The 24,582-nt window shown below is 39.4% G+C and carries 29 protein-coding genes; 1 reads left to right on the plus strand and 28 read right to left on the minus strand.

Annotated elements, in window-relative coordinates; all coding sequences use genetic code 11:
* Positions 1–123: 123 nt before the first annotated feature.
* The 26 genes from CN378_RS04750 to CN378_RS04885 all read right to left on the minus strand — a co-directional run bounded on the left by CN378_RS04750 (position 124) and on the right by CN378_RS04885 (position 21,910).
* Positions 124–807, minus strand: coding sequence for a class I SAM-dependent methyltransferase (locus CN378_RS04750; RefSeq protein ID WP_179884816.1), 684 nt, complete (start codon positions 805–807; stop codon positions 124–126).
* Between the two features lie 81 nt (positions 808–888).
* Positions 889–1,107 carry a hypothetical protein gene (locus CN378_RS04755; protein WP_098350780.1) on the minus strand — a complete coding sequence of 73 codons (219 nt, stop codon included), beginning with the start codon at positions 1,105–1,107 and terminating at the stop codon, positions 889–891.
* A gap of 181 nt (positions 1,108–1,288) precedes the next feature.
* On the minus strand, positions 1,289–2,227 hold the full coding sequence (locus tag CN378_RS04760; protein ID WP_098350781.1) for a phosphotransferase enzyme family protein: 939 nt from the start codon (positions 2,225–2,227) through the stop codon (positions 1,289–1,291).
* 258 nt (positions 2,228–2,485) lie between these two features.
* Entirely contained in the window at positions 2,486–3,007 is a 522-nt protein-coding gene (locus tag CN378_RS04765) for a DinB family protein (protein ID WP_098350782.1), read from the minus strand.
* A 228-nt stretch (positions 3,008–3,235) separates the two neighbouring features.
* The gene (locus CN378_RS04770; protein WP_098350783.1) at positions 3,236–4,033 is read right to left on the minus strand and encodes a phosphotransferase; all 798 of its coding nucleotides are present in this window, start codon (positions 4,031–4,033) and stop codon (positions 3,236–3,238) included.
* Between the two features lie 646 nt (positions 4,034–4,679).
* A complete protein-coding gene (locus CN378_RS04775) occupies positions 4,680–5,126 on the minus strand; it encodes an SRPBCC family protein (RefSeq protein WP_098350784.1) in 447 nt (148 codons plus the stop codon).
* 620 nt (positions 5,127–5,746) lie between these two features.
* Positions 5,747–6,313, minus strand: coding sequence for a DUF2812 domain-containing protein (locus CN378_RS04785; protein WP_098350785.1), 567 nt, complete (start codon positions 6,311–6,313; stop codon positions 5,747–5,749).
* Complete coding sequence (locus CN378_RS04790; protein WP_098350786.1) at positions 6,300–6,617, minus strand: PadR family transcriptional regulator; 318 nt, start codon at positions 6,615–6,617, stop codon at positions 6,300–6,302. The genes CN378_RS04785 and CN378_RS04790 overlap by 14 nt, the downstream gene beginning before the upstream one ends.
* Positions 6,618–6,793: 176 nt before the next feature.
* Positions 6,794–7,150 (minus strand): cell division protein FtsK, encoded by a 357-nt coding sequence (locus tag CN378_RS04795; RefSeq protein ID WP_257141008.1) that lies wholly within the window; start codon positions 7,148–7,150, stop codon positions 6,794–6,796.
* 74 nt (positions 7,151–7,224) lie between these two features.
* Positions 7,225–7,719: an AAA family ATPase gene (locus tag CN378_RS04800; RefSeq protein WP_098350788.1), complete on the minus strand. Its 495-nt coding sequence runs from the start codon at positions 7,717–7,719 to the stop codon at positions 7,225–7,227.
* Positions 7,720–7,798: 79 nt separating this feature from the next.
* Positions 7,799–8,086, minus strand: coding sequence for a GNAT family N-acetyltransferase (locus CN378_RS23115; RefSeq protein WP_098350789.1), 288 nt, complete (start codon positions 8,084–8,086; stop codon positions 7,799–7,801).
* A 12-nt stretch (positions 8,087–8,098) separates the two neighbouring features.
* Complete coding sequence (locus tag CN378_RS22535) at positions 8,099–8,545, minus strand: hypothetical protein (protein WP_098350790.1); 447 nt, start codon at positions 8,543–8,545, stop codon at positions 8,099–8,101.
* A gap of 136 nt (positions 8,546–8,681) precedes the next feature.
* A complete protein-coding gene (locus CN378_RS04815) occupies positions 8,682–9,401 on the minus strand; it encodes an alpha/beta fold hydrolase (RefSeq protein WP_098350791.1) in 720 nt (239 codons plus the stop codon).
* Between the two features lie 71 nt (positions 9,402–9,472).
* Positions 9,473–10,288, minus strand: a complete 816-nt coding sequence (locus CN378_RS04820; protein WP_098350792.1) for an SDR family NAD(P)-dependent oxidoreductase — start codon at positions 10,286–10,288, stop codon at positions 9,473–9,475.
* A gap of 114 nt (positions 10,289–10,402) precedes the next feature.
* A complete protein-coding gene (locus tag CN378_RS04825; RefSeq protein ID WP_098350793.1) occupies positions 10,403–10,888 on the minus strand; it encodes an NUDIX hydrolase in 486 nt (161 codons plus the stop codon).
* A gap of 113 nt (positions 10,889–11,001) precedes the next feature.
* The gene (locus CN378_RS04830; RefSeq protein WP_306471840.1) at positions 11,002–11,604 is read right to left on the minus strand and encodes a GNAT family N-acetyltransferase; all 603 of its coding nucleotides are present in this window, start codon (positions 11,602–11,604) and stop codon (positions 11,002–11,004) included.
* Between the two features lie 177 nt (positions 11,605–11,781).
* A complete protein-coding gene (locus tag CN378_RS04835) occupies positions 11,782–11,973 on the minus strand; it encodes a hypothetical protein (RefSeq protein ID WP_098350794.1) in 192 nt (63 codons plus the stop codon).
* 542 nt (positions 11,974–12,515) lie between these two features.
* Complete coding sequence (locus tag CN378_RS04845) at positions 12,516–14,465, minus strand: ABC transporter ATP-binding protein/permease (RefSeq protein ID WP_098350796.1); 1,950 nt, start codon at positions 14,463–14,465, stop codon at positions 12,516–12,518.
* Positions 14,466–14,483: 18 nt separating this feature from the next.
* The gene (locus CN378_RS04850; RefSeq protein WP_098350797.1) at positions 14,484–15,929 is read right to left on the minus strand and encodes an MDR family MFS transporter; all 1,446 of its coding nucleotides are present in this window, start codon (positions 15,927–15,929) and stop codon (positions 14,484–14,486) included.
* Between the two features lie 8 nt (positions 15,930–15,937).
* On the minus strand, positions 15,938–17,191 hold the full coding sequence (locus CN378_RS04855) for a glycosyltransferase (protein ID WP_098350798.1): 1,254 nt from the start codon (positions 17,189–17,191) through the stop codon (positions 15,938–15,940).
* Positions 17,192–17,324: 133 nt separating this feature from the next.
* Complete coding sequence (locus CN378_RS04860; RefSeq protein WP_098350799.1) at positions 17,325–17,762, minus strand: MarR family winged helix-turn-helix transcriptional regulator; 438 nt, start codon at positions 17,760–17,762, stop codon at positions 17,325–17,327.
* A 565-nt stretch (positions 17,763–18,327) separates the two neighbouring features.
* On the minus strand, positions 18,328–19,083 hold the full coding sequence (locus CN378_RS04865) for a serine hydrolase (protein WP_098350800.1): 756 nt from the start codon (positions 19,081–19,083) through the stop codon (positions 18,328–18,330).
* Between the two features lie 95 nt (positions 19,084–19,178).
* Positions 19,179–19,718, minus strand: a complete 540-nt coding sequence (locus CN378_RS04870; RefSeq protein ID WP_098350801.1) for a GNAT family N-acetyltransferase — start codon at positions 19,716–19,718, stop codon at positions 19,179–19,181.
* Positions 19,719–19,832: 114 nt separating this feature from the next.
* A complete protein-coding gene (locus tag CN378_RS04875) occupies positions 19,833–20,339 on the minus strand; it encodes an NUDIX hydrolase (protein ID WP_098350802.1) in 507 nt (168 codons plus the stop codon).
* A 60-nt stretch (positions 20,340–20,399) separates the two neighbouring features.
* Positions 20,400–20,846: a hypothetical protein gene (locus CN378_RS04880; RefSeq protein ID WP_142323573.1), complete on the minus strand. Its 447-nt coding sequence runs from the start codon at positions 20,844–20,846 to the stop codon at positions 20,400–20,402.
* A 173-nt stretch (positions 20,847–21,019) separates the two neighbouring features.
* Positions 21,020–21,910, minus strand: coding sequence for a hypothetical protein (locus tag CN378_RS04885; protein ID WP_098350804.1), 891 nt, complete (start codon positions 21,908–21,910; stop codon positions 21,020–21,022).
* A 233-nt stretch (positions 21,911–22,143) separates the two neighbouring features.
* Between CN378_RS04885 and CN378_RS04890 the strand changes: the two genes are divergently transcribed.
* Entirely contained in the window at positions 22,144–22,347 is a 204-nt protein-coding gene (locus CN378_RS04890) for a hypothetical protein (RefSeq protein ID WP_098350805.1), read from the plus strand.
* 544 nt (positions 22,348–22,891) lie between these two features.
* Here the strand turns inward: CN378_RS04890 and CN378_RS04895 are convergent.
* Positions 22,892–23,425: a GNAT family N-acetyltransferase gene (locus CN378_RS04895; RefSeq protein ID WP_257141010.1), complete on the minus strand. Its 534-nt coding sequence runs from the start codon at positions 23,423–23,425 to the stop codon at positions 22,892–22,894.
* Between the two features lie 352 nt (positions 23,426–23,777).
* A complete protein-coding gene (locus CN378_RS04905) occupies positions 23,778–24,560 on the minus strand; it encodes a hypothetical protein (RefSeq protein WP_098350807.1) in 783 nt (260 codons plus the stop codon).
* Positions 24,561–24,582: the final 22 nt, after the last annotated feature.

Genomic DNA, 24,582 nt, shown 5'->3' on the forward strand with positions numbered 1-24,582 from the left:
AAATACTCGTCAATCGACGAGTCTTTTTGTCTTGTATTATAGTTTGCAGTTTGTGTGTCAATATGAGTGCCATTAGGGCTTAATTTTTGGGTACGAGCATCTCAAAACGGAACCCTTTATTGTTTAAGATAAGCTCCCCTTTAGTTTATCGTTCCATTTTTTATATACCGTTTCAACAATACCATGATAATGAGGCTCTCCGTGACTCATATCCAACATAAAGGTCTCGGATGCCTTTATGTTTTGATATCCTTCAAAATGATGAGCTAATTCTCTCAGAGTGAAAAAGTGGATATAGGTATCTGACTTGGGACGGTAAAATGTAAAATCATTTACCCGCTCTGCATTTCTCACATTCTTATCGTAACTTGGATCATTCACACCGAAAGCATTGATATAGATGAGACCACCTTCTACTAAGCCATTCTTTGCCTTCTTGAGAATTTCTTTTATTTGTTCATCATTAAAAAAATTGAGGACATTTGCGAGTATGATCAGTGAATAAGTATTTTCTTCTATCTGAATGCTGGTCAAATCATTTACTTCGGCTTTGAGCCCTACCCCTGCTTTTTGCGCATTCGATAATGAACGCTCTATCGCTGTTTCTGAGATATCAACTCCTTCAACCTCATACCCTTTACCCGCAAAGTATAGAGCATTCCTTCCTTCGCCTATTCCGAGGTCTAACACTTTTCCTTTTTTCACTAATGTAGAGTAATCAACCAATGTTTGGATTGGATTTAGCCCCCACAAATGATCCTCTGCCTTACCATACTGGTTCTCCCAAATTCCTTTATTTCCAGGCATCATAGTCCCCCTTCTCAAAAACCATTGGGTCAGGTCCCTTGGTTCATTCTTGTATTGGGCCTACGGACCTGACCCCGTGGCTCATTTAGTAAGCTCTTCCAGTTCCTTTTCTATCTCTTCATTACTTACTGGTCTATTGGCCTTTTCTTCCTTATTAGTTAATAGCAAAATACCGATTAAAGCAGCCAGTACTATACATGTTACAGATATAATAAACCCTTCTTCGGTAAGAATTACTGATACCAAGGCAGTTGTTAATAAAGAAAGTGAAACAATTAATGCTCCAAATAATCTATCCACCCCATCGCTCCTTTATGTTATAGAAAAATTTGTTATTTCAATTATTTCAAACTCCTTCAGGTTGCACAATCCCCTACTTAAATCATTTAGGCGTAATCCTTTTGGGGATTACGCCTAAGGGAGATATGCTGTTTACTTGCCCGATCATGGAAGAAGCCACTCTCCGGAGAGTACCATCATGTTAAAAATTCATCATGGAGTGATTCTGTTCAAACCTGATTCTAAAATGGTTCATGATTCGGATTTGTTCCTCCGTTAACTTCTCTTTATCCCAATACATATGCATTAAGCTGTATTCAAAAAGTTCTTTTAATTTTATAAACAGAGGAAGCTTGTCTAACATTTCTGAAGATATGTCATTTTCCTCCTGATACCCTTCGATTATTGCTTTCGTAATGGAACGTCCATAGTCAACAATGTTCCCATTGCCTACATATGAATACTCCATTGCGCTATAGATTGGAACAGCTAAATCAAATACATAATAATTTTTCTCACAATCCTGAAAATCGATCATTGTCAGGTTCGAGTCACGATCTACCAATACGTTCTCCAACCATAAATCACCATGCAGCAAACCGTATGTTAATGGACTTTTGGGAAGATTTTTTATTGTAGATAAGACGGCCTCTGCCACTTCCCTAATCGACCTTTCTTCTTTAGGGATATATTTAAGAAAATCATATTCCTCATTATCATACCAATCGTTAATATGTTTGATTGTCCCCATGTTTTCATATTCTTTTGATAAGCGGTGTAATCTGCCAATTTGCCTGCCCAAACCTTTTAGTACTCCAGCATTCCATTGATTTCTCGGTAAATGCACACCAGGAGCTTTTCTATACAAAACCGTTAATCGTTCTCTATCAAGTGTTATTCTTTCTACTAATTTACCACTTAATGAAAGTATGGCTGGGGATACGCCAAATCCTTGATGATACAAAAAGTTGGTATAGGTTACTTCTTCTAACTGTTCATCGTATGTTTTATAGTTCGTGATCCTGGCGAAGAAGTTTCCTTGATCTGCCTCACACCGGTACATTTCATTTGTTACTGGTTCAACCTTGGTGAAATCTATTGGATAAATCATGTTCAGGAATTCTAGTATTTTTTGTTCCATAAACGTTATTCTCCTGTCTTATAAATTCATTTGACTAAGTAGTGGCAGGGAATATTTTAAGGACTCACCCATATACAAAAATAACATAAATATCCAATTTCATTTAATCTTTTTCTAATCCGTTAAACCGTGGCCAATGTAGTTAAGTGACTGAGGATCTGCATAAACAATCATTTTACCCATAGGACTCTCATTCGTTGGGAAATCTACGACGAATACTTCCTCCCTATAATATGTATCCTTTTTCCTCCAATATAATTACCTGTTATTCTGAAGCATGCGTTTAATGGTTCTGATCTGACCACGATGATTGATTTCATCTTCAAACACGTGGAACCAAAGATAATAATGATTATAGGCTACACCATTCCCCCATTGTTTTTCCTGAAATAGCCATTCATCATTTAGATCTTTGAATTTCTTCATTGTCTTCTCTCTGACTTTAGACATCTCGTCTATATAATAATTCACTGAATTCTTATGAATGGCTTCTCTTGCCCCCTGTCCCAGTTCCAAGGCAGACTTCCACCGTTTAAGCTCCAGTTCATTAATATCCCGATTTTCAAATGCTATAATTTGGTGAACAAATTCGATCGAGGCGATATGAAGCAATAGTGAACCGATAGAATTCGAACCTTCATCTACCAAATAATCCAATTCTTCTTCAGTTAAATCCCTTATCTCGTCTAAAGTAACCGCCCTTGTATGTTCTAACATAGAAGCAAGTTCACCAATTTTTGGTGAGAAATCTCCATGGTTTTTAATCCGATAATCGATCATCCCATTACCTCCTAACAAATCTATATTAAGGTTATCAGTATATTCGAATAAATAAAGACTGATATTTTCTGGAAATGAATGGTACAATGAAATTAGGTACAGAAAAGGCAGCCTTACGTTTATAGGCTGCCTTTTCTATCTAAAAAACCGATGGGTCTAGTCAGGTCCCCGGTTCATTTTCATGATCGAACCAAAGTACTTGACCCCCCGGCTTCTTCAACATCCCCGTTAAACCCATTCGTTCCCATGCTCTCGGAGGAATTCAAGGTCCTTTTGGTAATGCTCGTAATGTCCTTCATCGATCATTTTTTGGAAGGCCTTATCCCCTTCTTTGGCTTTCCTTTGCATCAGTTGGCATAGACCCTCAATCCGCAGCAAAACCATCTCTAAAAAGCCTTTTTCCATCCCTTCGACACCATATGCTTCGAAGAACAAATGAATTCTTTGTTTGATCCGGTCTGCATCCTTTGCAGGGTCATATTGGACGGCATCGCCTGTTTCCAAATGATAGTGTCTACTTAAGGGAACACACGTATAAAGCGTATAGGCGATATCCCAAAGCCTTGGACCTGGAGCTGCAACGTCAAAGTCAATAATCCCTACCGGCTTTTGCTGATTGAAAATAATATTATAGATCGCAAAATCATTGTGACATACTACCTCGAATGGCCGAGGCGTATGATCAAGGGGTTTCCAACTTTCTTCAATTGGAAAGTCACTTACAGCGTCATGATAGCGACGCTGCATTTTTGCTATCTCTTTTAAAACATCATTAGACCACATATACCTTTTTAATGGATAATTGCCTGCTTCTCCTTCAATAAAGGATAATATTTCTCTATTTTCATCATCAACACCTAAAAATGTTGGTGCGTAATGGAAGCTTTTTTTCTCCAAATGCTTTAATAGTTTATGAACTTTAACACTTTCGTTCTTTACGTCTCTCCGCACCGTATCTCCCGATCGATACACGTTCGAGACATTTCCACCAGATAACATTTCTTCTTGATCGTACTGACTGTTCATTAATATTCCCCCGAAATAGGGGCCCAATGATTGTGGCAATAGAGATGTGCGTTTCCCCAAAAATAAAAGCAGATATCCAATGGTATCTGCCAGGCAATGGGAATGTAAATGTCCACACCATGTGACCCTTGAATGATTTTTTAAGATAGACAAATAAACGCATCCCTCTGAATGTCAAAGAACGCTTTTGTCTATATCTAATTAAATAATCATTTCAAGGCTTTCCACATATGGATAGATTCCCCTTTCGTTACATCTCCACTATTATATTACCAAATATATCAATTTCAGTAAATGACGGTCACAATGAACCGTTAATTTAACCTCATTTTATATTGGACTTCTAAATTTAGTTTTAAGTAGACCATTCACTTTTTCAGTATTTAAAGAAGTATCCAGGATTAAAGAAGGATTTTCATTAGAATCAACTGTGGATGGTTTTATCACATCATCATCATAACCAAGATCTCTCAATTGCTTTTGATAAAACGGAAAGTAACTTTGTTTATGCAATGGACCTACCTAACACTGTGTAATGTAATTCTTCCGCTATACCTAGTAACCTCGATCCCAGAAAACCAGTTGCACCTAAAACTAGTACTCTCAAGTTTCATGCCACTTAGAAATGATGGTTGACGCTTTCACTCTAAAAAAATAGTAAATCCTTCTTGTATACTATTCCATGCTCTAAGTAGATCTTTAGCAGAGTTAATGCTTCCCCCCAGCCTACCGCACATCCCATGCAGGCTCTTAAACTTTCTACAGAGTGTGTATAGCCTTTATCATTAAGGATGACTAATGTACCCTCTTTATACGGCTCAAACTTGAAGGTGACGGTTGAAGTCACTTCTCCTGGTGACCATTTGAAAGCAAAACGTTCGTTAGGGATTGCCTCAATGATTGGTCCACCATCTTCAATCGTTCTATGTTCATTATTTCCCCATACCAAGCGTATCTGACCTGTTCCATTTGAATCGATATTTATAGAAGCATCATCTGTAAACCAGGCATTCCAACCTCGAGAGGTCGAAATCGTTTGATAGACTTTTTCTAAAGGTACTTTAATGTACGTCTTATGGTTAATTTCCAGCATTTTGCGTTTCTCCCATCCATGCTTTTTATAACAATCTAGTAGAGATAGTTGAAAATGGAGTTAATAGTATTAAAACGGATTTTCACCTTTTAAAAAGGTGAAAAGACCACATAATTTGCGGCGATAAACATTATCCAAAATATAATGGATGAGGCCCTTTGGTGAAAAAAGGCACTTCCCTTTACTATAAAGAACGACGCTATTAACGTATATAACACATACAGGATATAACTAACTCCAAACCAGTTTATCCATATATTCCCAATAAACTCGATTCCGAATTTCTCGTAAGCTGGTTTCAAAACATATATTGTACAAAGAAAACCAATGAGCAGAAATATTATACTCTCCATAAACTTAATAGTTGCTTTTTGGAATTCAGTCAAATAAACACCTCTTTCAGTACAATTCTATTTTTGGCTGATTCGGTAACTGTAGTAGAATTGAATACCACCAAAAAGCCCATATTTAACTGAAAGTGGCTTTTAATCAAACACCACCTCAACCCTCACAATAAAAATTTATAAACCCAATACCAATTATTCCAAATTAAACCATCATACTCAAGAAAAATTTCAGATAAAAAGGGCTCATCCTCCCCGGATAAGCCCCCTTTCCCTCTATTGCTCTTTCAACACCGAATACTTCCGATAAGCTTTATAATAACTTCCAGCCAATAATACAACCATAAATGCGGGAAACAATTTCAAAAGAACAAATGGTGTTTCAAAGATAAACGCTTTCCAGAATAATGAATTTTCCATATTCCAAAGACCTTCATGATATAATGCGGAATCCCTGTAATACACAAAAGAATAAACCAGGAACACCATACAAAGCCCTAAGGAATATCCCATCAATCTTTTATAATATTGGCTCTTCGATTCTCGGTCAGAGAAGATTTCATCCTGGTCATCGCTTTCTTTCTGCCAATAGCGTATTCCACTCAGCCAGTACCCCTTCAGGTAGTTCCAACCAAAATCCTCATAGATCCCTTTGTATTCCTCAAACTTTTTCTTAGATAGATAATCCTGATAGTCCAGTCGCATCACATATCTCTTGTCGGTTTTTTCGAAGGTGTAGATTCCCAGACCGCTAATGTTTGTGCAGCGATAGCCTTTTTGCAATTGCTCGTTCAGCCAACGTTCTTCTTTTTCAATACTGATGAAAAATTTAAACTTCTTCATTCGCTTCACTTCCTTCGTACAGGGATAGAATATGCAAGAGCCTTTCCTGCTCCATTTTTAAAATGGCGCTTCCTTCAGACGTGATCTTATAGATTTTTCTCCGTCCTGAGTGTCCAACAGGTTCGATCCATCCGTGTTTGTTCAAGTTTTCAATCGCACCGTATAATGTTCCGGCAGCTAACATAACGGCCCCGTTACTCATTTCTTCGATCTTCTGCATGGCCGCATAGCCGTGAAGTGGCTCACGCAGTGCCAGCAAAATATAATGCATCGTTTCAGACAGCGGCAATAATTTATGTTTCATACTCTCACCCTTTATTAAGTTCAACTATATAGTTCAGCTTAATATCAATTTAATACAGTTCAACTGAATAGTCAACCATATTTTTGAAATTCAATTTAAAAAAGCCGACTCCCGCTACATTCGGAAATCGGCTTGCTGTATGACCACCTCTCTTATAGAAAAGAGAAATGGTCTACTTACATTAGAATGTGAACTGCTCCCGCAATATACATATATAATCCCGTAAGAGACAAAACAGTCCCCAGGAAAAATGTCCAAGGGTTGTCTTCTTTTTCTTGATCAAAGGTCCAAATGGTAAGGAATGCTACTGTCAACGTGATGACAGGTAAAATGACATACTGTGGTCCAAATGCGAATGAACTCATACCAAAGATCAGAACGAATTTTCCATACGGATTAGCATTCTTGATATTATCAATATAGTCTTTCTCAGCAGTCAAAAAACCTTCATCGTCATAGGAGTAAAACACTTGCTTAAGTCTATTAAGGAGATGGACGATCTTTTTAAATCCGGCCATATAACCCTGTTTCAATCCCTTCTTTTGTGCAGAAATTCTTCAGGAATTAAATTCACTTACTTGCCCTCTATGGTTACGCTTTTCTTAAGCTAATCTCCTTCGATTTTACGGACGATCGCATCGACTACGTCCTCAATCGGTGCAGTTGCATCAATGATCGTTCCAATTTGGGGAATGTCTTCTTTCGTCCGGTGCAAGCGAGCAATGAGTTCCCGTTCCGACTTCTTCCCGCCAAATTCATTCTCCGGTCGCTCGTCCAGTCGTCGGTGTAAAGTTTCACGATCGACCTCCAGAACAAACACCCCATCGAATAGATCGAGAAATTTCGAGAAGTTACGAGACCCACCGCAGAAAAATGTTATTGGCTCATTTTTATTATCTGCCAACGCTTTTACCTTATCGACATCCCATATATGGTTCTTGTGCGAGGCAGTATCGGTCTGTTTACCCGTTTCCGGATCGCCTTGATAGGCCAATTCGCGGTCGCCATGAATCGCTTGATAACCGCGCCGCTGCAATTCATTGCAGACCGTTGTTTTGCCTGTGCAGGAACCGCCTTCGATTAGATAATTCCTTACGCCCATTCTTATCCCTCCTTTTCATTTAAAAATCATTGTTCTGTATGCCTTCAGATTTGGATCTCAATGATCTCGACACAATGTTTTAATTTTTCCTTTTGTATACTTTATTTCTTTCTATAACCGTACATCCGTTATTCTCGAATGTTTTAAGCATTGGGAGGTTGTTGTGACCGGTAGAGCCTATGTAATAAGAAGCGTTGAATTCCTTTTTTAAGATTTCTAGCGTTTGTTGGTGGAGAAGTTTGCTTTTCCCTTTCCCTCTTTCCCTTGGAAGGATCCCGAAATAAAAGATCCTTCCCTCTTCTAACGTTCCTGGCTCTATATGAGGCATTGTGACTCCGAATGGAGCTCCATTGTCATAAGCAATCATACAAGACTTCTTTTAGTCCGGACCTAGTTCCACTTCTACGCTTCGCATCTGTTCCTCAATATTTAACGAAGATGGTGCATTTAATGATTCCTCCATCGAAGCTTCCCAGACCCTTTTAAACTCTTCCAGCGGAATGTCGTGTAAGTCTTTCAATGAAAATCCATCTCCCAAATCAGATGATTCATCAAGCACTTTGTGAACGGTAACGTTTTGGTCATGTAACGTAAACCCATATTCTTTTAGAAGGGAGTCTACCTCTTTACTACATTGACCATCAACAAGGATATTTACGATTTCAGTCGTTTTTATAAAAGGCTGGTCCATCATATATGGGATAAGTTCAAGCAGTTCCAAATTTGTAAGACTTTTTGTATGTTCGATTGTTACAAAGTTTGCCCCTTTTACAATTTTAATTTTTGCCATTAGATTTGATGTGTTGTGTGATTTTTTTCTTTGCATATATTGCACCTCCCTTGATTGGAGTCTCACAATGGCCGTCACCAGTGCTCTATCTGAAGTTCTATTATCAATGTATATTTCTGAGGTTTTATAGTAATTGGTCTATCATACCGCTCCCAAAATAAGCGAATACAAATTAGCTCTTAACTTGTATTTCACTGAGAAAATCTAATAGTACTTCCGTATACCTCTCGGGTTTTTGCTCATGAACCAGATGCGAGGCAAATGGAATGACGCACACATGCACATGAGGATGTACTCTTTGGTATTTCGCTGCAGTTGCCACTTCTGCTTTATTCCCTTCTCCTACCATATACAGGATCGGAGCACGAATATGATCTAAGTCAGACGTAAGGTCAAAAGGGTACCAGTCTTCGTCTCTGGCCATATAAATAAACTGCTTCCAATCAGAATCATGCTGCTGATCCAGTGGCTTGGTAAATTCGCTATTTTCCAATAACTCTCTTTGGAATTGAACATCTTGAGAATGCATTTCCTTCCAATTGTCCGGCTTGTCAGAAGTAATTCCAGACAAGGTTAAGCTTCGTAAACGATCAGGGTATTTCTTTGCGAAGCGTAAACCCACTAATCCTCCTAGTGAGCACCCTACTAAGTGCAGTTGATTTATCTGTAAATGATCGAGGGTTTCTTTCAAATCATCTGCAGCGTCTTCAAAGTAGTTGCCAAAGTCATTATTTACCGACTTCCCATGTCCTCTTAAATCCGGCACTATGACTTTCATGCTTTCTTGAAGTACCTCTCTTTGTTTCACAAAATCCGTATTTCCTGTTTGTAACCCCGTATGGAGCAAAACAATTGGTTCCCCTTCTCCATATACTTCTGTGTGTAAAATCATTTAGTCGTCCTCCCAATTATGCGAATATCATTCGGTACTTAAGCGCTAATCTTTCGAAAACCAGTTGCTGATTATACAAACGGCAACGGTTGAGTACCATCCACATCTGTAAAACCATATAATTTTGCCAGATCAGCCACCATCAAGGCGTCGCCTGAAAACCTTGATACCTTTGGATCTGTTGCTAATGACACTACAGCACGCCCTACATATGCTGTTGTTTCCGTTGCTCCATCTTTTGGTCCAAATCCTGAATCAATCACTCTTTCAGTCCTCATCCAACCTGGACAAACCGCAACGGCTGAAACATTGAAGTCCTTTAATTCCTTTGCCATTCCCAATGTCATTCGATTGATAGCATTCATAGCTAAATCATAATATAAATTACCTGAAATCTTGCCTTTGATAAAAAATGTCATATTTACAATCAACCCTCTTTGGTATTGCTGCATCAAAGGCACAGCGTAGCGACTGGTCAGTAAATATGCTTGAGGTCCAGCAACCATCATCGCTTCCCAATGCTCCTTAGGACGTTCCCAAAAATGTCTTCCTTCTCCTGAAGGTAAAGAACTTTCGGAACCACCAAATACACTATTGACTAAAATATCAATCCGGCCATGTTCCCTTTCAATTCGCTCAAACAGGTTTCTCACATCATTGTCATTTGTATGGTCACATCGTACGGCGATCCCTTTCCCTCCACGTGAAGTGACACCCTCGGCCGTTTCCTCAATCGTTTCGGGTCGATCATCGGTTGTAGCTCCCCTTACACTGCGACCCGTCACATACACCGTTGCTCCGGCAGTGCCTAGTTCGAAGGCAATCCCTCTACCCGCTCCACGGGATGCACCTGTGACAACAGCAATTTTCCCTTGTAGTGGTTTCATAGTTTTCTAACTCCTTACCTATCTGGAATATAGATATAGTAAAATTCGTTAAATAAATTACTTACAATCTTATTGCAGAGAATAAGTTCATCTTCATTTCAACTGATAAAACAGTCATTTTAACACTTCCCATTCTTCATATATCTCTGCGCTCAACCTTAAATCATTGGTTTTCATCCACTCAAAGGCTTTCATAACTAAAGGGGATGCATTTTCCCAAGATACCTCATGTTCGGATACCCACACAGCTCCTAATGAGTCTTGCCCTTCAAACTGTTCAGGTATGCTTATTTCACCACCAATCTTTTTCACAGAATAATAGACTGCAATATGATGAACATCCGTAAATTCTTTCCACACAGACGGAAATTTGAAATCAATAACCCCAATGTTTCTCTCAATTTCAATCTCTATACCAGTCTCTTCAAGAAACTCTCTCCTCATCGCTTCTGCTAAACTTTCACCTTCTTCCAAACTTCCTCCAGGTAAGTCAAAACGATTAATATAAGGGCCACCAGATTTATGTATTACTAAGAGTTTTCCATCTTTTATATAGATACCGTATACTCCAAAAGCTCTATAATACTTTTTATCAGTCATACTTGTTTGTCCTCCTAACATGTCCATTAAAATCCCGGCCTCTTACCCAAATACCTGAGCAGCAATTCCAAATAATTCATTATTTCTCTGCGGCATCTTAGTGGAATTAAATATCATAATGGGTGGATTATCATGTTCCCTTTTGTATCTTTCACTACCACACATTGCTCAGACTGATTTATTCTATGTTTAAGAAAACGACTTCTTTTATCTCCAAAGGCTGCTTCATCTAACTTAATCATTTTATGTAAGTCACTGTCCTTAAAACGTTCAATGGTCATTGTATTATTGGTTAGATTAGAAGTTGAATAGGTATCGCATATATACTTATGTACACGATCAACGGTTTTAAATCCCATTTTTTCATAGAGAGGCTTTCCGTCTTCAGTCGAAATGAGCATAATTGAAATATCACTTGAAAGCGAGTCCAGACAATGTTGAGTCGCTACTCTTCCTAATCCCAATCCCCTGTATTCTTTGTTGACTATGACCATTCCTAGGGAGGCGAAACTGTTTTCATAGGGGATGATGGCTGCACTTGAAACAATTTTTCCCTCACCATTTTTATGACCAAATATTTCACCAGATGACATCAATGTTCGAATTTCCTGTTCATCATAATCCCACCCAACTGATTCAGACAACTCAATTAAACCTTGAATGTCTTTATGGTCACATTGAGATAAAGTGACCTTTAACCTGTTGCTTGTCATCATAAATTTTCTCCTTAATGAATTCCATTTTGAGGATGACTCCCTTTCCCGACCAGTATATCCACAGATAGAGTACCTATTTTTACACTCATCGGGTTCTGGATAAGCCTTAGCTTCAAATTCATTGAAAGTTTCCTGTTTTATATCCGGGTAGTTTTTTTAGTACTGTCACCAATCAACCTAGCCTTTATAGTCATCATCTTCAACATCTTTCACTTTACCATCAAGAATATCGTCCACAGGAGTGTATTGATTATTAGGGAGCTTCTTTCTCCTTATAGCTTTTATAAGAATAAACGCTGGAATGGCAATATAAACAACAAAAGCAAGTCCACTGGTTAATACTTCTTGTATTCTATTTATGACCTCCATCTCTTTACCTCCCATTGAACGGTAGATTGTTTGATCAACTTCTGAATGATTCCCAATAGCAAACCTGCATTTTATTAAAGATATCTTTAAACATTTTCTATAATTAGGTAATTAACACCTTTATTTTCTTCATTTAAATCAAAAAAACTCCTGCGTATTCAAATAAGATGATGCTACTAAACTTCGAGATAGAGTTAAAAGGTGTAAGGGAGTTAATCCATTTACTTAACCAAAATGGGCTTACCTTATTTGAAGAAATCAATGAATTGCTGAATATCTTTACAGAAGAAGTAATAACACAGAAGGCAGACAAAGAAATAATGGGATCGATCAACATTACCTTCCTTAACGACGAGCCAAGTACAAGAAATCATATTCCAGCCATTCCAGGATAACGCTGTTTTTATTCCACCTCATTGCCCTTTACTGGTCCGATGTGTTAATTCGAACCTATCTCCACTTCATGAAAAAGAGTCCAGCCGAATGGCCTGGACTCTTTACTATTCTTTCAATGGGTTCATTCTCCCGGATGGGCTTGTTCATTATTCATATCCCAGCGATTCCATTGGATCCAGCTTTGCCGCTTTGGAAGCCGGGAGCAAAGCAGCAAGGATGCTGATGATTACGCTAATGATAACTCCTGTCAGCATATTTCCTGCACTGATCTGGATCAACTTCGTTTCGAATGCCTGCTGCATGACATTATTGCCCAGAACTCCGATGCCACTTGCAACGAGTACACCGATCACTCCGCTTGCAAGACCCAGTAAAGCCGCTTCAGAGAAAAAAATACGTTTGATATCTTTTCTTCTGGCACCCACGGCCCGTAGTATCCCGATTTCCTTTGTTCTTTCCACCACACTGATATACAACACGACAATAATCATGATGGCCGACACAAGCAGAGAAATTCCCGCTATGCCTGCGAGGACGTTCGTGGCGATTTTCAAGTAATTTGTCACCTGGTTCAGGATGTTCCCTACTCCGGTACCGGTGAAGCCGGCATCTTTGAGGTCTGTCTCAACCATATCCACATACTTCTCACCTTCCACCGTCACATCCAGTTGGGTGGCCTTTAGAGTGATGTCATCCTGTTTGAACATATTCTCCAATGTCTGATAGGATGTATAGGCAAGGTCTTGATTCATACTGCCTTTGATGACTCCGGACACCTTCATTTCTTCCTGAAGGACAACGGGTCTGTTCTGATCATCCGTGGTGTTGATGTAGACTTCCACGTTTTCTCCGACCAGATCTTCCGGAGAATCTGTCGCCTTTTCTGCAGCAGTTTCAGATAGCAATACTTCGTTCTCATCAGGAAGATCTCCTGCTATCAGATCTTCTCCCGTCACGGATTGATTCATCGTTTGGTACTGAACGATATTTACCGAAGTATCCTTATAGAGAATGGAGCTTCCCATCGTTAAGGTATAGACCTTCTCCACATTCTTCACATGTTCAATGTTCTTCACTTGATCGATATCCTTCTGTTCCAGAGTCACTGTCTCCTGTACTGGATTTGGAAGGGGTCCTGACCCGGAATTGGATTGATCTTCAGGGGCTTTCGTCACTTGAATGAGATCGGGATTTACATTTACATTTATTTCTTTATTGATATAGTCGGTCACCCCTGAACCAAGCCCCAACATTAGAATGACACTTAAAATCCCGATTGCCCCTCCAAATGAGACGAGAAGATTCCGTTTCAGGTTCAAACGAATATTGTTAAAAGCCATCTTTATAGCTGCTCCAAACTTCAAATTCTTCGTTCTCACCTTTTGTCCTGACGGTTTCCTGTCATAAGGCTCCCTGATCGACTCATCTTTTATGATGGTTCCGTCGTCCATCGTAATGATCCTGGTTCCATAGTCCGCCACCTTTAGAGAATGGGTAACGGTGATGACAAGTTTCCCTTGTGCAGCAATTTGATCCAGCAGTTGCATGATTTGTTCGCTGTTTTTCTTATCCAGCGCCCCTGTCGGCTCGTCCGCGAGGATAATATCCGGGTCATTGGAAAGAGCACGGGCAATGGCTACCCTTTGCTTCTGACCTCCCGAAAGTTGATTCGGTTTCTTATGGAGATGGTCGCCCAAACCAAGTTCAGTTAATGTCTGCTTTGCTTTTTGTTCTCTTTCAGAAGTCTTCATATCGGTCATCTGCATCGTCATCACCACGTTCTCAAGGACCGACAAATGGCTGATCAGATTAAAACTCTGGAAGATAAATCCTATTTTTAGCTTACGGTAGGCATCAAGTTCGCTTTCACTCATCTCTTGAAGGCTTTTCCCATCCACCTTCACTTGACCTTCGTACTCACGGTCCATGCCACCGATGATGTTCATTAAGGTGGATTTCCCACTCCCGGACTCCCCCAGTATGGATACAAACTCTCCCTTATTGAAAGCCACATTTACATCATGCAATACTTGTATTCTGTCTTTCTTACCAAGCTTGTAATATTTATTAACGTTACTGATCTTAATATCATTCATATACTCTTCCTCCTACTTTTAATATGCTTTGCTTAAATCCTTTTCCGTTTGCTCTGCTGTTTCTTTATTTAAGAAGAGGGATAGAATCAATGCACCAATGGCAAGGAATGAAGCAAAGAGAAATGCTTGGTTATATCCGTGAATCATGGCCAACTCCCCAAGCGCATTGGTACCCTTTCCCTGTACATCTGTGTAACTCTGTGAAGACATGGTCATAATCGTAATCAATATAGCGGTTCCAATCGAACCTGATACCTGCTGGAACGTATTCGCCAGTGCCGATCCATGGGCACTCCATTGAACAGGAATCTGATTCAGGCCATTCGTCATGACTGGCATCATCGCTAAAGATAAGCCGAACATCCGAAGGCAATAAACCGAAGAAAGATAGACAATCGACGTTTCCATGGACAAATTCGTCATGAGGAAAGAGGTCACGACAACAATCAGGAGTCCAGGAACCGCCAGTTTCTTTGCCCCCCATCGATCGAAGAGGATTCCGGTTACAGGGGACATGATTCCCATTACAATCGCCCCCGGCAATAGCATCAATCCAGACTGAAGTGGACTGAACCCTCTTACATTCTGCATATACAGGGGAAGCAATGTTTCTGCGCCGATCATGGACACGATCACGACCATGGTAATCACAAGAGATAATGTAAACCTTTTATAACGAAATACTCTAAATTGAAGTAATGGCTGTTTTAATCTGAGCTGCCTCCAGATGAACACTCCAAGTATCACGAACCCAAACATGATGAAGAGAAAGACACTTTGGCTGGACCAACCTTTTTCCCCGGCTAGGCTAAACCCGTAGAGCAAGCCCCCAAATCCTAAAGAGGAGAGGAAGATCGACAGAATGTCAATTCTTGGCCGGGTCAGTTTTGTCACATTTCTTACATAAACGAATGCTAATACCATGACCACTGCCACAATGGGCACAACGATAAAGAACAATGCTCTCCAAGAGAAATATTCCAGTAATAACCCCGACAACGTTGGACCAATCGCCGGGCCAAAAGAAATGACGATTCCAGCCCAGCCCATCATCCTTCCTCTTTTACCTCTGGGAATTACCGTCAAGATGATTGTCATGATGAGAGGAAGCATAATTCCTGAACCCGCTGCCTGGACCACTCTTCCAAGCAATAGCATTGAAAAGCTCTGGGAGAGTGCAGCCAACAGTGTGCCAAGACCAAATAATCCGATGGCAGAAAGGAATAACATCCTGGTGGAGAACCGCTCAATCAAATAAGCCGAAACGGGTATCATCACGCCGTTGGTCAGTAAGAAAGCCGTTGTCAGCCACTGGACTTTATTTTCCTTCAACCCAAAGTCATTCATAATCGATGGTAACGCCGTAGACAATAACGTTTCATTTAAAATCCCCATAAAAGCCCCAAGCAGCATGACCGTAAACATTGGACCAAAAAGAAGGTCCTTGTTATTTCGTTCTGACATGTCTATCCCTACCCTTTCAGAAAATGATGTATATAATGGGCCGTATCTCTGGCACCATTTTCTTGTTGCAACTGCCTGCCTAACTCAAAGGCTGCCTCTTTGACCTTGGATGATTGGATAGAAACGATCGCTTGGGATAGATGATCCACCGTCAGCTTCTTTCTCGGAATAGGGGCGGATCCCACTCCTAATTCTTCTGTCCGTTTACCCCAAGCGAACTGGTCATTTCCATGGGGGATGACGACACTTGGAACACCTGCACGGAAAGCAGCTGCAGTTGTACCCGCTCCTCCATGATGAATGACCACGGAAACTTTCGGGAAGAGCCATGTATGAGGAATACTTTCTATAAAGAACATATCTTCATATCCATTCTTGTCATCGACGTGATTCCACCCCATACCAATAACCCCCCTCTTTCCGGATTTTCTCAGAGCTTCTACGACTAATTTGGTTGTATCTTCTTGGGATTCATCGTAGATGCTCCCGAATCCAACATAAACAGGTTCATTTCCTTTCTCCAGGAATTCAACCAGATCCTCCGGTGGGCTCCATTCACCTAGATCCTCATCCAAAAACCAGTACCCAAAGGACTTCATCTGTCCTTCCTGCTGCGGAAAGACATGCGGACTAATCGACATCACAGATGTATGATTGTTTGTCTCCGCCTTACCGAATGGGTTGATGAAATTAAGAGGGAGCTTCCCAAATCGTTCCTTCCAGAATGCAGCGATAGGAGGCTTGACGGTAAGCCAAAATCCCTTTTCAAACAACTTGTGGGTCAGCAGATTGGCCGTCTTCCCCCATCTCAGCTGATAAAAGATCAAGGCAGGGTACTCCTTGGTAGGTGCCATAGGAAAAGGGGAGGCAAGGATCGCCGGTACACCAAAATGCTCACCTGCAAATTCCCCGATGGCTGCTCCTGGATGATAGATGATGGCATCCGCTCCTTCGCAAGCCTCGAACAGATCCCGTTGCATGCCCAATTGTTTATCCTTTATATAAGGTTTCATTTTCTGGAAGCTCATAAAGAATTTATTGGGATTGTCGGACTCAATTGAACTCTTGGACATCTCCCTTGAAATCTTAGCAATGTCACCCTTGATGGGGTGGAAGTGCAATCCATGATGTTCTACTAACTTCCCATAATTCTCAAACGCAGCAAGTTTAACTTCATAACCAAGATTCTTTAATTCCTTTCCAAGGGCAATGTACGGTTGGGTATCTCCTCTTGTACCTGTTGTTAAGATTGAAATTTTCATCTATACACACTCCAAATAGTGATTTATTTAAGTTTAATTTAATTAGTTAGTTTAACTTACAATTTTATACTATATATTAGTTAGACTAACTTACTTTCCTTGGGAACAGAGTCCTATCCTCTGCTCCAACAGGTCATTGAGCGTTCTTTTCATAGAACCCTTTAATCAATTTTTCCATCGTTCGCTTGAACTGCTCCGCTTCATCCACTGTAAGGAGATGCTCAATAAATGAGACATAATCCTCCAAGGCTTGCTGATTCAGACGCATGAAGGTCTGGCTTGATTCCGTCAATGCCACATGATAAATTCTCTTATCTTCGTTCGATTGAGTTTTCTTCGCATAACCGAGAGAAACTAGCTTATTAATCCCTGCCGTGGCTGAAGCCTTCGTAATATTGAGTGAATCCGCAATCTCACTGATCGTCGGATATCCAAGTTTCCCGATGGCTTGTATATACTGAATCTGATTCACACTTAGATTTGAAACACCTGCAGTTTCAATTGTTTCTTGTACTAACTTCTTGAATGAGGTGTCGAGTGTGACGATGAATTCACGAAGAATGTCTTCCATAGTAGCAACTCCCACCTTTAATTTAGTTTGACAAACTAAATATAATGCATGGTTGAGATTTTGTCAACTGAAATGAGGACTCATAGATTTATCCGTTCTTGATGTTCTCATTCTTTCTGTATGAATAATCATTAACTTGGTTGCAACTGATTGAAGATCGGCCTAATCTATCTCCTTCATTAAGTATATGATAAGAACGTGTTAGAATCCTTACTTCAAGTGTCAGTCAGCTTACTGCCCTCTGCGGATAAATCATCATTTCTTAACGTTCCCTCTAATTCAAATCCCAGCTTTTATCTCAATTCCATAAGTACAGTTAAACTGCTTCTTTTTTTGAAGAAAAGGACAGCTTTACATCCACTCCTATGAGGGAAGAGTGACTTATTTACAATACTTACGTTCATAATGTTTCCCTTCGTTTGGGACACTTCCCTCTGGGGGTGTCCCAGCGCTTTAGCAAATATTCTTTTCATCTACCACTGAGTAAGTATAAGTCCACTCTTTTTCGTTATCAAACTCAACCCTTAAATGATAAGGGTTGTCCACTAATGAACAAAGCTGCTTACTACTTTACATATTCACCATAAAGCAACTCCATCGCTTCAATAATCTTACTGTCAGCCACCTGGCTGGTTAATCTATTAGGCAGGTGAATCGCGCCTAATGCAAAGATATAAGGGGCTTCACTAAAGTCACCCATTACGCCCATATCAACAGCAACATTCTCAAGTCCACCCGTCATATGGTTCAAATGGTGTGATGGTATCTGTTTTATATCTCCCTTTTGTCTAACTAACCCATTCGCAATGGGGGCCCATAACAGAGGTTGGGTTTTGTATCCTTGATAAATATGTATCATCAAATCAAGCATGTCGTTTAACTGCGCCTTATTTTCAACATCCCTTGGGTTTTCAGTCACATGTACGGAAGGATAAAAAGACTGAATCGACTGATTCAACTTTTTCCAGCCTCCACAAAAATGAACGATGCATCCGGCCATATGGCTATCGTGACACGCAATCATGACTTCAACCGCCTCCCTCAAAGGAAGAGAAGCCCTGCTTTGTAGATGGGGATAAAGTTCTTTGCTATCTTCTTCAGGATTAAATGCTACGTCTTCAACAATAGCATCCCATTTAACCAAGCCTCCCTCTACCCATTTTGCTATACAAAATGCAATTGCGACTTTGGCAGCTGATGCAAGGGGGATGGTAAGTTCACTATTTAAAAAGATAACTTGTTTCAGTTGTTTAGTGGAATAAACGATCATCCCCACTTCCCCGACATCTACTTCTTCAAGTTTTTCTATAACTCTCCTCACTATTCTTCACCTCCTTAGTTTTTAAAAAGAAAAAAACGTGAGGACAGGTCCCTTTGTTGTTCCAACGAACCTGACCCCTGGCTCTTAAATGATGGTTAGCGTGTTAACGCTTGATAAATCGAATAATCCACCTCACCTGAGATATGTTCCAGCCCATCTTCACACAATTCCAGAGCCATTAAGTTCTCAGGAGAAGGTGGAAGGTTTTTCTTGGACGCATGGATTCCGAATTCGGTTGATGTTCTGAATCCAAAGCGTTGATAGTATCGATGGTCTCCTTCCACAATGACTCCTTTAAACCCCATGCCAGCAGCTAATTTGATCCCTTTCGGCAACATATACTTGCCAACACCCTGGCGCTGCTGATGGATGGCCACAGATACCGGGGATAACATCAACACTTCATTTTCATGCTTATGACTAATCGGAAGTTTTGAAAGCATAAAGTGACCTATGATCATTCCGTCGTCCTCAACCACTAAATCCAGCTGGGGAATATAATAATGTTTTTCCCGGATCTCTCTTACCAAAGCTTTTTCTAGTAATCCATCTGAATAAGCGGTATGTTTGAATATCTCACGAACGAACTCTTCAGTAAAACGATGTTCTTCTTTTTTGACTGGTCTTAGCTTCATTCATATACCCCCAAAATATTGCTGCATCTAAGTTTTACATATTCCTCAATCTTTTTAAAAATCCTTTTTGTGTTATGGAGAAGGGCAATGGCCGAATAATTATCTGATCTTCAACTATTGCCCCCCGTTGGTGAAGTAACCATTATCTACTTTTTTCTTATCATCTCTGTAATGTTTAGATAAGAATTCATCCAATATAACTTTATGGCTTTTAACCATATTGCTTGGCAACTCATCAGGATAAAAGAACTCAACTTTAATAGACTCAGCTTTGTCTATGTTTAATTCCCCTTCATCCCCCTCCGAAAAGTAGGCAACCGTTACGACGTAAAACTCATCACCATTTTCAGCCTTTATAAAGTTTTCCGGGCCTGAATAAACATTGATTAAATGTAATTCATCTAATTTCAACCCAGTTTCCTCATATACTTCTCTTCTCGCAACTTCTTCTGTAGATTCTCCAAGTTCCATCAGTCCGCCCGCAAGGCCCCAAGCACCCTTCGGAAACTTTCGTTGTTGAAGTAATAATCTTCCCATTTCATCCACAATAACAGTAACGGAGCCTACAAATATTAAAGGTCTATGACCAACTATTTCCCTCAATTCTTCTATGTATCCCATAATCTTAACTCCTTCTCAAACTATTTATCGCAGATGGGCAATTGCTGAATCAGAGAATGCCTAATATACTTCTAGAGCAAAAGCATAAATGGCAGATCCATTCGATACGTTCTCTTTTTTATCATCCAACCACCATACTGAGTACGTATAGTAATAAATCCCAGGTTTTTCGGGTGTAATAAAATGATCATTCTGTAGTTTTACTGCCGTCTGCTTTTCATCCATGTGCTGGTTGAGGTTGAAATCATTAGGTTTAGTTTTGTAATCTATATCCAAAGAAACTGTCTCACCTGATTTTATCTTGACAGGTTTCTTTCCTTTCAGCAGCTCACGTGGACTCCTCTCAGCATCAGCACAGGTTCTTCCCCAACAGTAGCTACCCAAGGTAGTTTCATAACGATCATCATCAACCTCTAACGAAGCAATAGGTGGTTTTTCATTTGATTGGGAATTGGAGCAACCAGCCATAATAACAATTAAAATAAAAACAGATAATTTTCTAACCACCAACTCACCTCGTCTTTCTTAAACGTTCTCCTATTTCGTTAAGAGTACAATAGGAAGTTATTTGCGTGATGACGGCATACCATCTACCCGCTGTACCATCTTATGTACACAATCAATAACTACATCTGGTCGGTCGAGGAACACAGAATATCCTGAATGACCCTCAAACAACTTTAAACGGCCCTCCGAAAGATCTTCATACTAAAACGACCCCAATCTTCTTCCAGATCATCAAAATGGACAATACTCCAAGCATTAAAGAAGGTCTGTCCACGTTTATTAAAGAAGAAATCACCGTCTATGCAGTAAGATGCATGTTGAATGAGGCCGTCTGAATTTTCCCAAGTAAGCACATCTCCCGCCCTCATATCTTTAGAAGTAATCACGAGATAATTTTCATATTCTAATCTTTGAAGAAACGTTTTAGGATGTACCCATTCATGTATGATCCATTCTTGCCCGGTGATGGCGAAGAGTGTTGCCGATAAACAATTACTACCTGCAGTGGATGGAAAGGTGTTTGCAAACTTTATTAAATGTGGAGGTGTTTGGAGCGGATAATCGTAGGAAGTCCATTCCTCCCATTGTTGGGCAATATCTGTCATAAGTTCTTCTTTATAACTATCAGAAAGCTCTTCCCACATCCCTTTATGAAGGAATAGATAGTCCTCTCCCTCAACTTCTATCCTATCTTGACTAAGGGCTGATGGTTCCACAGAGAAGTCAGAAACCGGATGAATCAACCCCCGCCCCACTTCTATCTGAACATGAAAAAGGTCGATTCTCTTTTCTGCAGGAAGATGATTAACCCAGCCTGGAGGTGTCACGAGTACATAGGAAACGTCCTTTGATAGATTCCAATACTCATAACTATTCGCGAGTTGTACCTGTTTATAAGAAGAATGGTTCAGGAACTCATCGTGGGGAATGATCAAAACATCACTTACATATTCTTCAAAGCCGGCAAGTTTATTCTCAGGAAGGAAAAACAAATCTTTATCCGGTACGTATGCCTTTATCCACTCTTTCAGGGTGTCGGGTGTTGGCTGGATCTTTCTTTTCAATTACACTCACCTCTATATTCTGGAGTAGACTCATCAAAATCTTATGTCTATTTTAACATAATTAACCAAAATTATTTGTGAGTAGTTATTCAATTAGAAGCAATTCATTAAATATAGGCTCTTGCTGGAAGGGGTGGGGAGTCATGCTCATATTCTTTTAATGATATTATGTTAGTGACAGCTTATTACATGACTAGTACTACACTTGAATTCATTAAATAAGGAGATATTTTATGAGAGAGATCTTTTCCGATTATGGAATAGTCATTCATGAAAAAGATGGGGTCTATTTATTCACGACTGACAGTGGTGGATTTGTATCCCGTGATATCACTTTTGAAGTTTCCAAAGAGGATGCTAAAATAGCTCAAATTAGTGAGGAAGAAGCATACTGGGTAATTTTGAAGTATGAAAAACTGGGTAAATTTAAATTTTAATGAGTCGATTTATTTAACATAAAAAGCAAAATAATGATTTCTGTGAAAGATGGAGAACAACTACCCGGTTATATATTGGAAAGTGAATGTTATTGAAAGGAGAACTTACAATGGAAAAAGACTTTTGCCCTGAAAAGGATTCTCTTATTATAAGAGTGAGATAACTTATATAATTAATTCTCAGGAGATTCAGCAGAAACTAGGCAAGTCAAATAACTATCTAGAATGGGAACAAATTCGCACAGTATATGAAAACACAGATATGTTCCGGCTATATGTATCATGAGGCAAAGCTATTGTACTTCCTAAAAGGTACTTTGCATCTGAGGAAGAAATTCAGCTATTAAAAAGGCTGATTATCAAAAACGTAAGTAAGGACAAAGTGAAGTTTTAGGCTCCACTTATTTATCGGAAAAACAGGGCAACTTCCCACCTAAAGTTGCCCTGTTTTTATTCCGTTAACCTGCTTAAAAAAGAAGAAGATACTAACCGAAGATTGGTTGACTGATCTTCAGTTATTGCACCCCTATAATTGAACAAGATATTAATTATAATCTGACTTAGTTAAACCATATATATCAGAATCCTCGAATACACCTAATTTTATAAAATCTTGTTTTAAAACCCCCTCTTTTTTCATTCCAACATTCATCATTACTTTACTTGAGGCTGGGTTCTTCGACATTGCCTTTGCCCAAATTCGGTTAAGTTTTAAATTTTCGAAACCATATCGTAGTATTTCCTTAGCAGCTTCAGTTGCATAACCATTTCCCCAATATTCCTTACCTACCCAGTATGCTAATTCAGCCTTTTTATGAGTATCGTTTACGCGAATCGTTATAGTTCCAATTAAAATATCATTAGATTCTAAAACTATCGCAAAAGGAAAAATACCATTTTCCATCATTTTAGGATGATTTTTAATCCACTGTTCAGCAGCTTCTATTGGATATGGATGTGGTATACCTAATGTTGTTTTAGAAACATCTTTGTTGCCAGCCAATTCTTGGACACTGGTTGAATCATCTATTGTAAATGGACGAAGAATTAAGCGGTCCGTTTTCATTGTTATTAACACTTCTTCACTCTCCCAAAACTTATTATTCTTTAACTGCTGCCCGTTACCTGAACAAATACAAGAGGATGTTCGTTCAGCAAACTAACCCTATGGTGGAACAAGAGTATTTTACATTACTCCAACTTTTTTTATTTCTAAATCTAAGATTCTTGTCCTTAAATCGTTTTTTGATACCAAGACTTCATTTCCATCCTTATCAAAGCAAAATGCTACTGGAATCGAAAACCCACAATTTCTATATGACCCATCAGCAAGAATGGCTCCTATAACATAATTAATTAAAGCTACAAACCCCACACTATCACCTTATAGCCAATATTTTGTTTTCTACACCCTTCTATCATGCCACCGCTTAATAAGCGAGCCACAAGTTTTTCGCATCTTCATTAGATATATGCAGTTTATCTACAAAGTACGTTTGCAGGTTACTTTCTTTACTACTGCCAGCCCATTCTTTATAGATATCGATAAGTGTTTGAACACTACCATTACAATAATTTCTGATGAGTAAATCAACTACAGCTGTACTTCTCCAATAATCATAAAATGCTGATGAATATTCTAATTCTTCGCTATGACCTGCAGATTCACCAAACAAGTTAAGCGTATATTCGCCATATTTTTCTTTGAATTTGTTTATTAGGCAAGACTCTACATTCATAATCGAATTGAACTTTTCTTCAGATAAAATAAATTTACGAGGTATATAGAAACATAGGCCCTCTTCAAACCACATATTTTCTTCATCAAGCTCTTCGAAATCTGAATGAAAAAAATCGACGTGATGCGTTAACTCGTGAGCGGCTATGACCGCCACATCTTCCATATCAAGTGTTGTATAATACGTTTTAGCAACTTCTACTCCATTTGTTGTCGAAATATAGATATCTTTCCACGTTTCAACCAATGGTGTAATATGAATCAAATCCCTGGAAGTATAGGCTGGTAAAGGAAGGGTTGAATACAGTTGAGTTGCAGATGCTAGATCGTGAAAAATAATTCCTCTGGGTGACTGGAAAGAAGCAACCTCATTTAAGGCTTTTGAAAATTGAACTAGCTTTTCTAACAGCTGCAATCCACTTTTTTCGATTTTTTTTACTTTTGAAGTGTCTGTGACAGAGACTCCGTATTTCACATTATTTCCCCCTTTTACTTTC

This window comes from Bacillus sp. AFS015802 (genome assembly GCF_002561455.1).
Lineage (GTDB): Bacteria > Bacillota > Bacilli > Bacillales > Bacillaceae_B > Rossellomorea.